Genomic DNA, 11,764 nt, shown 5'->3' with positions numbered 1-11,764 from the left:
AATCCGGGCGCGACATTTGTCGTCTCACTTAGTGGCTCTTTGGAAGCCCCAGCTTCACAACTCCGCCGCCATTATTATCATTTTCGAGATAAAAATCAAATCTGTCTTCGTAAAGCAGCTTTAGCCTTCTGATACAGTTTGATATTCCGATGTGTGAACCATCATCAGTAGTAAGGTATTCACCTTTTCCTATTTTTTCAAGAACCTCTGCAGGGAATCCCTGACCGTTATCCTTTATGCAGATTTCAATGTAATCCTCATTATTTTTTACATAGTCTTTTCCTGTAATGGAAATCTTAAGACTTTCCCCTGCAGGCTCTGCGTATTTGATGATATTTTCCACAAAGGTGATAAGAAGAAGTGGAGGAATCATTATATCCATATCCTTTTCATCTATATCACAGCTGTAATCAATGTCCTCAGAGAGTCGCAGCATCTGGATATCAAGGTAGTCCTCAGTGTGGGCAATCTCGCTGCTTAGGGGGACAAAGTCCTTATCAGCCTGGAAAAGGTACCGGAAATACTTCGAGGTGAACTGTAGCATTTTTTGTGCTGCCAAGGTGTCTCCAAGGCTGATCATGGAATCGATTGTGGTAAGGCAGTTTAGATAAAAGTGAGGCTTTATCTGCTGTTGCAGGAAATGTATCCTGAATTTATTCTGATCAAGCTCTGCTTCATAGATGTTGATACGGAGTCTTGTTATCTCATGAATAAGACTCTTGAACTGGTCATTTATCTGGTTCAGCTCCTGCATTCTGCTGTCGGTAAGATCAAGTGCTCCTACGTCTGAATCGGAGAGAGAATCCATTTTTGACAGATTACTTGAAAAGATTTTTATAGGTAAAATCACTTTTTTATATGTTACAAGAATATATCCGCCCATAATGAAGCTTAGCGCCAGGGTTGCCAGAAATACCAAAAACTGCAGCATAAATATCTTTCCGTAGTTTCCCAGCATGTCTGAATCGATGACAAGCGTAAACGGAAGAGAGGCCTCTTCACCGGGGAAAATCTGTGTGTTGTAATAGTATTTCAGGAGCCCTTCAGGGCTCTGCCCGCTCTGATAATATTTGTTTCCGTCGAGGCTAAGGAACTGAATGTTTCCATGTGAGCCCAGCTTGATGTTAAACAGCGGAGCCAGGATATCATCAATTGAAACCAGTGACACAAAGGTCCGGTGTTTATAGGTGATTGAATAATACAGGTAGGTCTTTCCGTCAATAACGCTGGGAATCCATGAAAAACCATCTGAATTATCAGCTTTTTCGACATCCTCAATTACCTTCTTTTTTATCTTCTTATAGGTCTCATAATTGACTGTCAGTTCAGAGGCATTTATGAAAATATCCCCTTCATCCCAATAGAAAAAGTACATGTACTCAGAGCCTGTGGAGTATTGCATATCACTGACCCTGAGGCGCAGATCGTTCCCGGCCTGTCTGAAATCACCCATATGTTTATCCCTGGAAAAGGAATCAAGTATGGGATCATGTACAACAGTCCACTGGACAAAATGTGCAATGGCGTCAAGCCTGTGGCTTAAATCGGTTTGATAAATGTTTACGGCGTTTTCCAGTGACAGACTATTTTGTCTTCTTATTTCCCAAAAAGAATACCCGCTGATGAACACGAAAATGATCACGACAGGGATCGCTGTCCATAGCGTTTTTCTTAATATCTGTACAACGGGATAACCCATATTTCTTCTTGCGTTTTTCATAGTTTCATTATAATTAAAAGATTTCAGTTGCACCATATTAAATCGTTTCCTGTTCGGAAAAGTGCTATTCATAAATCTGAAAAGTGCTATTTTTTGATTTTTGAAAAATATAAGATTTAACTCGACAGTTGAACACAGCGAACTGAGGAGAAAGAAAATGAAAGAAAAAGCACTAAAAAACATCAGAAAGTATTACCAGTTGTATTTATTACTTTTGCCATCAGCGATTTTGTTGTTCTGTTTTGCATATCTTCCGATGGTCGGAATAGTGATAGCTTTTCAGAACTACTCACCGGCACTTGGAATATTGCACAGTCCCTTTGTGGGCTTTAAAAATTTTATCCAGTATTTTAAGTCCTACCAGTTTACGGTAACTATTAAAAATACGTTGTTGCTTAGTCTGTACAGCATAGTGGTGGGCTTCCCCCTTCCGATTCTGCTGGCACTTATGTGTAACCAGATGAAGACTAAGATGTTTAAGAAGGTCTTCCAGGTTGTGACCTACCTTCCGCACTTTATATCAACAATGGTTATGTGTGGTTTGGTGCTGATCTTCCTGTCACCAAGCAGCGGATTGTTCGCAAATCTGTTCAGGCTTTTCGGACAGGAATTTCCGAATGTGATGTCAAGTGCAGCAGCCTTTAAGCATGTATATGTATGGAGTGACATCTGGCAGCACCTCGGTTGGGACAGCATCATCTACCTGGCAGCGCTTGCAGGAATAGATCCTACCTACTACGAAGCTGCAACAGTGGACGGTGCAAGCACACTTCAGAAGATAAAGTACATCGATATTCCAATGATCATGCCGACTGCAATGGTACTCCTCATTATGAGAGCAGGAAGCATCCTGGGAATAGGTTTTGAAAAGGTGTTCCTCCTTCAGAATGTTCAGAACATAATGAGCAGTGAGATCATTTCGACCTATGTTTACAAGATGGGTATGCAGAGCATGCAGTACAGCCTGTCAACAGCGATTGGCTTATTCAATACGGTAGTAAATGTGATTGTGCTTCTTTTTGTGAACTTCATCGCGAAGAAGCTTACAGACAGCAGTTTATTCTAAAAAGGAGGTACTCATGGAAAACATACTAAAACTGGAAGCGGAAGCTTCCCCGAAAATAAAAAAGAAAAGTAAATTCACCCAGGATAATCTGGTAAACATCATTTTTCATCTGATTGCGGTTCTTATGATAATCGCGGTTCTGTATCCACTATGGTTTGTCATAATAGCATCCTTTAGTAATCCCGCGGATGTGGCAAACGGAAAAGTGTGGCTATGGCCAAACGTAATAGATGTAAGGGGATACCAAAAGCTTTTTGAGCAGAGCCAGATCTGGAAGAGCTATTGGAACACCATATTTTATACCTTCGCCGGCACTGCGGTTGCTCTATTTGTAAATATTACTGCCGGTTATGCAATGTCAAGGAAGGACCTGCCTGGAAGAAAATGGATCAACGTTTTCTATCTCATACCGATGTTTGTCGGAGGCGGTCTGATCCCCACCTACCTTGTGGTTAAACAGTTCGGACTCCTTGACAACTTCCTCGTTATGATTGTTCCCTTTGCGGTATCCACTTACAACATCATAGTTGCGAGGACATTTTTTCAGAATTCCCTCCCGGAATCATTATGGGAAGCCGCGCAGATTGATGGCTGCAGCACTATGAGATACTTCGTTCAGTTTGCAGTACCTCTCTCAAAAGCAGTAATAGCGGTTGTCGGACTTTGGACGGCTGTAGGACTTTGGAACTCCTGGTTCAACGCTCTTATTTATCTGCAGAACGAAAATCTCATTCCGCTGCAGCTCCTCCTAAGAAGGATTCTTATTTCAAACGAATCTCTTTTGGGTGCTGCAACAGGAACGATGGCACAGGAATTAAGACAGCTCTCGGATATGATGAAATACGCTTCAATCGTGGTTTCTACACTGCCGATCATGGCCCTCTATCCGTTTTTACAGAAATACTTTAACCAGGGCGTAATGATTGGAGCAGTGAAGGGATAAAATTTCGACAATTACTAGCTTTTAGTAATACAATATTTTTTAAGAGAAGGAGACAAAAAATGAGAAAGAGAATGAAGATGACAGCAGGGGTACTTGCACTTACAACATTGCTTACAGCTTGCGGACAGAGTGCAGAGGTTACTACAACAGGCGCAGAGAGTACGCAGTCAGAGAGTTCAACAAGCGCTGATTCGGCGGATGCTTCAGGTTCATCCTATGAGGTTGCTACCGTAAGATGGGCTGACTGGGGTGAGGATTATCACACGGGTTTTCCGGATTCCGCCGCAAGCGAGGCGGGAATCTCCGTAACATGGGATACAATATTGAACTCAGACTGGGCAGATAAAAAGGCAGTCCTTCTTGCAGGCGGTGATCTTCCGGATGCATTTATGGGTTCAATCTGCTTTTCAGAGTCAGATATTCTGACCAATACCGGTTCATTCGTTGCACTTGACGATTACATCGATGAGTATATGCCTAACTTCAAGAGCATTATTGAGAGTGATCCTACTATGAAGGCACTTGCAACATCAGCAGACGGACACATCTATGGCCTTCCTTCAAAGAAGCCCTGCAGACCTACAGTTGCAAACCAGATGTTCATAAATAAGCAGTGGCTTGATAATCTTGGACTTGAGGTTCCTACAACCTATGAAGAATTTGAAAATGTGCTTACAGCTTTCAAGGAGCAGGATGCAAACGGAAACGGTGATCCTTCAGATGAGATTCCTTTCGGACAGGGCTATGCAGATTCAGTTATGTTCTTCTGTCTTCCTTTCGGAACAACAATTGGTGCTGACGGAACATACATGATGGCAATTCAGAACGGCGAGCCCGTATATCTTCCTGTTACGGAAGGCTATAAGAGTGGCATAGAGTGGATGCACGATTGCTTTGAAAAGGGACTTATCGATCCTGAGCTTTTCACAGAGGATTCTTCAATGCGTGATGCTAAGCTCATGAACGAGACACCTATTGTAGGTGCTGCTCCCGGATGGACAGCTGATGCTACCTTTGGTGCAAATGCTGACCAGTACATTGCACTTCCCGCACTTACAGGTCCTGAGGGTGAGAGCTACATTTCTTCTGATCCTGAGCACTGGAACTACAGCAGATATGAGTTTGTTGTGACCTCTTCATGTGAGAATCCCGGTCCCCTTCTTTCATGGGTGGACAAGTTCTACACAGAGGATGCTTCAATCCAGAACTTCTACGGTTCCTTTGGTGTTGGCACTGAGAAAAATGAAGCAGACGGAACATACACAGTACTTGAGCCTCAGGATGGCAACTCCGCTGATACTTTTGCATGGATTGAGTCACTTCGTGACTTTGGTCCTAAGTATGTAGCAGACGGCTTTAACGATAAGGTATCTTATGCCGCTGAGAACGGTGATGCTTCCAAGCTTGCACTTGATAAGGAACTCGGAAAATACGCTAAGGAAGCTTTCCCTAACGTAAGCTACACTACAGAACAACTGAACACTCTTGCTACACTTTTCACAGACCTTGATGCATATGTTGCTTCTAACCAGGCTACATGGGTAACAGAAGGCGGAATCGAGGAGCAGTGGGACAACTACATCGGAACACTTGAGACAATGGGCTACAACGACTTCATCAAGATCCAGCAGGACGCTTATGATACATATAATTCTAATAAGTAATAGCTAAAGCCTTCCCCTTTTTAAGGGGAAGGTGTCAGCGAAGCTGACGGATGAGGTTAATAAAAAAAGAGGACACATATGAAAACATTCAATTTCAACCCGGCATGTCCTTCCGAAAATCAAATTCAGGGAGCAAGCTATCGCATTAGCATTTTGACGGATAGCTTGCTCCGTCTTGAGTATGAGAAGGACGGACACTTTACAGACAACGCGACACAGGTTGTGCTAAACAGAGACTTTCCTGCAGTGAAATACGAGATCATAGAAGACAGTGCTGATAAGCTCATTTTCACTACAGAAAATCTAAAAGTTACCTATGACAAAAAAGAATTTACCCCAAGAGGTTTGCAGATTGAACTTCTTAGCGACTTCGAAGCTCCGGTAATCTGGAACTACGGCGAAAACGGCAGAAACCTCTTCGGGACAGTAAGAACCCTTGATGAGACTAACGGAGTTGTACTTTATGAAAAAGGCCTGTTTTCACGCGAGGGCTATGCCTGGTTCGATGATGGGGACAGCTGCGAGCTTTCCGGCGAGGACATCTTCGACAGAACTTATCCGGAGAAGGATGTATACTTCTGGGGCTATGGCACACGTTACAAAGATGCTCTGAAGGACTTCTATCACCTCTGCGGAAAAGCTCCCATGATTCCAAGATATGCCTTAGGAAACTGGTGGAGTAAATATGAGAAGTACACGGAAAAGAGCTATCTGGAGCTCATGGATAATTTTGATAAGGAAAACATTCCAATCACCGTTGCGGTAATAGACATGGACTGGCATCTTACTGAGATTGACTCCAAGTACGGAACCGGCTGGACAGGCTATACCTGGAACAAGGACTATTTTCCTGATTATAAGCGATTTCTGAAGGAACTTCACCGAAGAGGAAAAGCTGTTACCCTGAACTTACATCCCGCAGACGGAATCAGAGCCTTCGAAGATATGTATGAAAAGGTTGCCACAAGAATGGGCATCGATCCAAAGTCTGAGGAGCCTGTGGACTTTGACCTTATGAACAAGGACTTTGTGGATGCATATTTTGAAGACGTGATGCAGCCCTATGAAGAAGATGGCGTGGATTTCTGGTGGATTGACTGGCAGCAGGGCACAAAGGCCAAGTCTGGAAGTGTCGATCCTTTGTGGATTCTGAATCACTATCATTATCTTGACCAGCTCCGCAGAGGAAAAAGAGCAATGATATTTTCCCGCTTTGCAGGTATTGGAAGTCACAGATATCCTATAGGATTTTCGGGAGATACCTGTGCAACCTGGACAAGCCTTGATATTCAGCCATTTTTCACAGCGACAGCTTCAAACGTGGGATATGGCTGGTGGAGTCACGACATTGGCGGACATATGCATGGTGAGGAAGACACTGAGAGAACCTGCAGATGGGTGCAGTTCGGCGTCTTTTCACCGATCATGAGACTGCATAGCTCCAGCAATCCTTTCTTCTTCAAGGAGCCATGGAATCTTCCGGAGCCTATGAGAAGTATAGTCGGAGATTTCATGAGATTAAGACATAGTATGATTCCGTACCTTTATACTGCTAACTATGAGTCATATAAAAATGATGAACCCCTGATGCAGCCTTTGTATTACGGAAGTCCGGAATCCGAGGCAGCTTATCACTGCAGAAATGGATACTATTTCGGAAGCGAGCTGGTGGTGTATCCTGTCACAAGGCCTATTGATGATGAACTTCAGATGGCAGAGGTACAGGCATTTATCCCGGAAGGCAGATGGATTGATATTTTTAACGGCAACATCTACGAGGGCGAAATGACGCGCAAGCTCTACAGACCTATTGAGCAGATACCGGTTCTCATAAAGGCCGGCGGAATTGTACCTATGGATGCGGAGATTGCTTTAGATGTAGATAAAGATAATTCCAATGCGAATAAAGCATTTTTGGAAGCTAATGGAAAAAACTCTGAAGATGATGAGCAACTTGCCGGAACAGGCAGCCTACCGAAGAGGCTCAAAATATATCTGGGTGTCGGAGCAGACGGAAGTTATACACTCTATGAGGATGACGGAAACTCCAATGCTTACATGGAGGATGAGGGAGTTTTCACCATCATTACACAGAAATATGATAGGGATACCTGCAGGCTCACAGTTGAGATTGGTGCTGCCGAAGGCTCACTTGATCTGATCACAAAAAACAGAGAATATACGCTTGTTCTCTGTGGCGTGGAGAATATTGAAGGTACCAATATAGCATCGGGTATCGGCACCTACAGCTATGATGAAAATCGTAAGCAGGCTGTAATCAGAATCGGGCAGGTTGAGAGTCTGAAAGGAACAAAGCTCACTATCGATAACGTTGTTCTTAGTAATAATTCCAGGGAAAAAGAGGTATTTAAGCTCCTTAAGAGATGCAAGTTCAGCTATGATATGAAGCAGCGCATCTATGACAGATTTCTTATGGGCGAACTCAGAACAGAAGAGGAGATTCGCGTGCTTGATATCTCAGAGAAGCTGAAGGATGCGATGCTGGAAATTATCTGATATATTTCAAGAATTTGCACATAAAAAACCTATGCATTTTTGTTTCATTTTAAATAGGATTTTATGAAAATTTAATTCCTTATAATGACAATATGTGCTAATAATCGCTGTGGGAAGTAATTCCTGCAGCGATTATTTTTTGGATAGAGGGGTGAGTAAAATGAAGAAAATGAAGAGTATGAACAGGATTACATTACTTATTACGTCAGGTGCCATTGCCTTGGCTCTTTGCATTTGCCTGGGCGGTGCATACATGGTAAAAGCTGTTGCCACGCGCAGCGCAGATAAGGAAAATGCTGAAGAAAGCTACAAGAAGATATATTCAGAACTGGTAGAAGAGTTATCGACTTCAGGACAGGCAGATATGTTTGCGCTTGTAAATGTCGATGATGATGATATTCCGGAGCTTGCTGCTGTGAGCTCAGAGGGCTCCTGGGACAAGGAACAGGTTTTCCTGTATACGACTGACGGAAAAGAGGCTGTTCTTCTTGCGGACGATATAGCACCGGGAATGGAAGGGCATTACATTGCATTTTTTGAAAAAGAAAATGTTTTCATACAGAGCGGTGGAGCAATGGGTGAGCGTTTTATATTCTCCAGGATAGAGGATTCCAAACCAGTTGAGATTACCTCAGCTGAGAGATTCTGGTTACCGGATGAAAATGACGACGAAGTTGTCAGCTGCATGGTAGGTGATAAAGAGGTTTCCGAAAAAGAATTCAAGGAAACCGTAGAAAAAAATATGCCTGCAAAAGAAATGATAAAGCTTGCAGAGGTGGATACTCCTGATATGGTTAAGTATGAGGTGAGCTTCGAGGATGATTATATGGGACTTAATGAGATAGAGAAAATTCCTTACAGCACTTATGACGAGATTGTTGAGATGCTTAAGTAAAGCTGGATTTTGATAATAGTATTGGTTAATCTGAATAAGTAAGATATAATAGTATACTGTGCTTACAGCATACTATTATTGTTTTGTGGAGGGATATATGAAAGGTTTGAAAAAAGTTTTTGGAACAGCTGCCGCTCTTATGGCCGCAATCGTCGTTGCAGGGGGAATGAAAGTATCTGCAGCTAATTACTCAATTAACTTGAATGAGGAGAAAGAGTTTTCCAGCAATAACTATGATGAGAACGTGATTGAATTTAAGGCACCGGAAAATGGCGGTTTTCATATCGAGGTGGTTCTTACAGACACGATAAACAGTAAGGGCGAATCAGTAAATTTTGGTAATGTATGGCTTTCTGCTACGATGGTTTATAACTACAAGACCATGTGGAATTCCGGAAGCATCAATAGGGACAAAGGATGGACATCATCACCTGAGTATTGTCTGCCTGCCGGAAGCACGGTTTCACTTAACGTAAAAGGCAATTTTGATAACACTACTTACAAATACAAAGTTAAAGTAGTCAACGACGCAGACAAATATTATGAAAAAGAAGACAATGGTACTGCCAAGAAAGCTACATCAATCAAGGTTAAAAAGGCATATAGCGGAGTTATAAACGATGGTGATGATGTTGACTGGTTTGTTTTCAAGGCTAAAAAGGCCGGTAAGTACAAGTTTTCAGCAGTGAACACAGAAAATCATCACGGCTGGACATCCTTTACAGGATACAAGACCAAGAGCAAAAAGGACGGCAACTACGTAGGTATATACAACGAGAGAGGCTGGAAGAAAATCAAGACAGTATCACTTAAGAAGGGTCAGAAGTACTACATTAAGGTTGCCCACGGCTATAACGATAATGCTACATATAAGCTTAAGGTTAAGAAAGTAAAATAATAGACTCAGATAAAATTTGATATTTTTTGTAAGCAGTCCGCACATTTAGTTGCGGGCTGTTTTTGTTTTATCCATTTTTTGATATATCTGATTCGCTTAGCGAGGTATTTTCGAGCTTAGCGATAGGCATACCAAAAAATGAGATGAGGTACCATACGAATCCATTTTTTGGTACAATACTATTATCGATATTACGTAATAAGCTTTATAGTTCTTTATGAGGAGGAGCTGACATGGCATGGTACGACGAGGCAATATTTTACCACATCTATCCATTGGGACTTCTTGGCGCGCCTAAGGAAAACTCTTACGATTCGGTAACACACAGATTAAAGAATCTTGATCCATGGATTGACCATATCAGGGAGATTGGATGTAATGCCCTTTATATTGGACCTCTTTTCGAGTCAGTTGGGCACGGTTATGAAACTACGGATTACAGGAAACTGGACTCACGTCTTGGTGACAACAAGGATCTTAAGAAATTTGTGAAAAAGTGTCATGACAATGGTATAAGGGTTATTCTTGATGGCGTTTTTAACCATACCGGAAGAGATTTTTTTGCATTTAAGGATATTAAGGAAAACAGAGAGGGTTCCCGCTATCGCGACTGGTACTGTAATGTTAACTTTGGTGGAAATAATGAATATAACGATGGCTTTTCCTATGATAACTGGGGAGGCTATAATCTGCTTGTAAAGCTCAATCAGAGAAATCCTGAGGTAAAGGATTATATCTGTCACACAATCCGCTTCTGGGTTGACGAATTCGATATAGATGGAATAAGACTGGATGCTGCAGACGTGCTGGATTTTGATTTTATGAAAGCGCTGAGAGCTGTGGCTAACGAAGTTAAGCCTGATTTCTGGCTCATGGGTGAGGTAATCCACGGTGACTATGGCCGCTGGGTAAATGACGGAACACTCCACTCAGTAACCAACTATGTAATGCACAAGGCTTTATATTCCGGCCATAACGACCATAATTATTTTGAAATAGCCCATACTCAAAGAAGGCTTGAGGGTATGATGCCAAGTGGAGGAAATGGCTTCAAGCTCTATAATTTTGTTGACAATCATGATGTTGAGCGAATATACACTAAGCTAAGTAACAAGGCTCACTTTACGCCTGTGCATATCCTTCTTTACACATTGCCGGGAATTCCTTCAATTTACTATGGCTCCGAATTTGCAATAGAAGGAAGAAAAGAGAAGTTTTCAGATGCATCCCTGCGCCCTGCGCTTGAAATCAGTGACTATAAGGATGCAGTAAAAAACAATCCCGCGACAAAGCTGATCGCAGCACTTGGAAAAGTAAGAAGTGAAAATCCTGAGCTTTCCTACGGTGATTACAAGGAGCTTATGCTTCTGAACAGGCAGTTTGCTTTTGCCAGAAATTACAACGGACGAAGCGTGGTTGTAACAGTCAATAACGACGACAACGATACCACCATGACACTTCCTGCAGGTAATTCTCCTGAATATATGGGAGCGCTTTCCGGTGAGAAGGTAGCTGTAAACAATGGCTGCATTCAGGTTAATGTGAAAGCAAACTCAGGCGAAATCTGGGTTCCGGTAGATAAGGGAGACAAGAAGCGCACAGCCGGAAAGCTTGAAGAAGTCAGAGAGACCGGAAAGATCTCAGAGCTTAAGGAGAGCGGAGATAAGCCTGAAAAGAAAGCTTCAGGGAAGTCAGCACAAGCCGAAGAAGGTAAATTTGTACAAACCGAGAAATCTCATGATGGAGTTAAAACTGAGCAGACAGGAAACTCCAATGTTGCAAATGATAAAGCAGGTGCTACATCTAAAGGCTCCTATGATGATGGCGTAATCGACGGACTTCATGAGGCAATACTCGCTATTATGGAGAAGAATGGCCATGTTACGGATCAGATGAGAAATGATGTATACAACAACCGCCACCACGATTCCCTGATAGGCTGGGTAAAGAGTTTTATAAGGTAAAGCAACAAATACCCAGAAAGCAGGAGGAATTGTTGAAATCAGGGTAAGGTTTTACAACAACTGCCCTGAAAATGCCAAGAATTGTTGAAATCAGGGT

8 protein-coding genes are annotated in these 11,764 nt (G+C 42.4%); 7 read left to right on the top strand and 1 reads right to left on the bottom strand.

Annotated elements, in window-relative coordinates; genetic code table 11:
- Positions 1–28: 28 nt before the first annotated feature.
- The gene (locus tag G602_RS0120700) at positions 29–1,720 is read right to left on the bottom strand and encodes a sensor histidine kinase (protein WP_196808737.1); all 1,692 of its coding nucleotides are present in this window, start codon (positions 1,718–1,720) and stop codon (positions 29–31) included.
- Between the two features lie 157 nt (positions 1,721–1,877).
- On the opposite strand from G602_RS0120700, the gene G602_RS0120695 reads away from it, so the two are divergent.
- The 7 genes from G602_RS0120695 to G602_RS0120665 all read left to right on the top strand — a co-directional run bounded on the left by G602_RS0120695 (position 1,878) and on the right by G602_RS0120665 (position 11,667).
- On the top strand, positions 1,878–2,786 hold the full coding sequence (locus tag G602_RS0120695) for an ABC transporter permease (protein WP_026660729.1): 909 nt from the start codon (positions 1,878–1,880) through the stop codon (positions 2,784–2,786).
- Positions 2,787–2,799: 13 nt separating this feature from the next.
- A complete protein-coding gene (locus G602_RS0120690; protein ID WP_155830009.1) occupies positions 2,800–3,729 on the top strand; it encodes a carbohydrate ABC transporter permease in 930 nt (309 codons plus the stop codon).
- 59 nt (positions 3,730–3,788) lie between these two features.
- The gene (locus G602_RS0120685) at positions 3,789–5,393 is read left to right on the top strand and encodes an extracellular solute-binding protein (RefSeq protein ID WP_026660727.1); all 1,605 of its coding nucleotides are present in this window, start codon (positions 3,789–3,791) and stop codon (positions 5,391–5,393) included.
- A 78-nt stretch (positions 5,394–5,471) separates the two neighbouring features.
- Positions 5,472–7,910: a glycoside hydrolase family 31 protein gene (locus tag G602_RS0120680; RefSeq protein ID WP_026660725.1), complete on the top strand. Its 2,439-nt coding sequence runs from the start codon at positions 5,472–5,474 to the stop codon at positions 7,908–7,910.
- Positions 7,911–8,070: 160 nt separating this feature from the next.
- On the top strand, positions 8,071–8,805 hold the full coding sequence (locus G602_RS0120675) for a hypothetical protein (RefSeq protein WP_026660724.1): 735 nt from the start codon (positions 8,071–8,073) through the stop codon (positions 8,803–8,805).
- 97 nt (positions 8,806–8,902) lie between these two features.
- The gene (locus tag G602_RS0120670) at positions 8,903–9,703 is read left to right on the top strand and encodes a hypothetical protein (protein WP_026660723.1); all 801 of its coding nucleotides are present in this window, start codon (positions 8,903–8,905) and stop codon (positions 9,701–9,703) included.
- 233 nt (positions 9,704–9,936) lie between these two features.
- Positions 9,937–11,667 carry an alpha-amylase family glycosyl hydrolase gene (locus G602_RS0120665; protein WP_026660722.1) on the top strand — a complete coding sequence of 577 codons (1,731 nt, stop codon included), beginning with the start codon at positions 9,937–9,939 and terminating at the stop codon, positions 11,665–11,667.
- Positions 11,668–11,764: the final 97 nt, after the last annotated feature.

Source organism: Butyrivibrio sp. AC2005, assembly GCF_000424145.1.
In the GTDB taxonomy this organism is placed as follows: domain Bacteria; phylum Bacillota; class Clostridia; order Lachnospirales; family Lachnospiraceae; genus Butyrivibrio.
The sequence above is the reverse complement of the archived record's forward strand: the minus strand, read 5'-3'. Positions and strand labels throughout refer to the sequence as shown.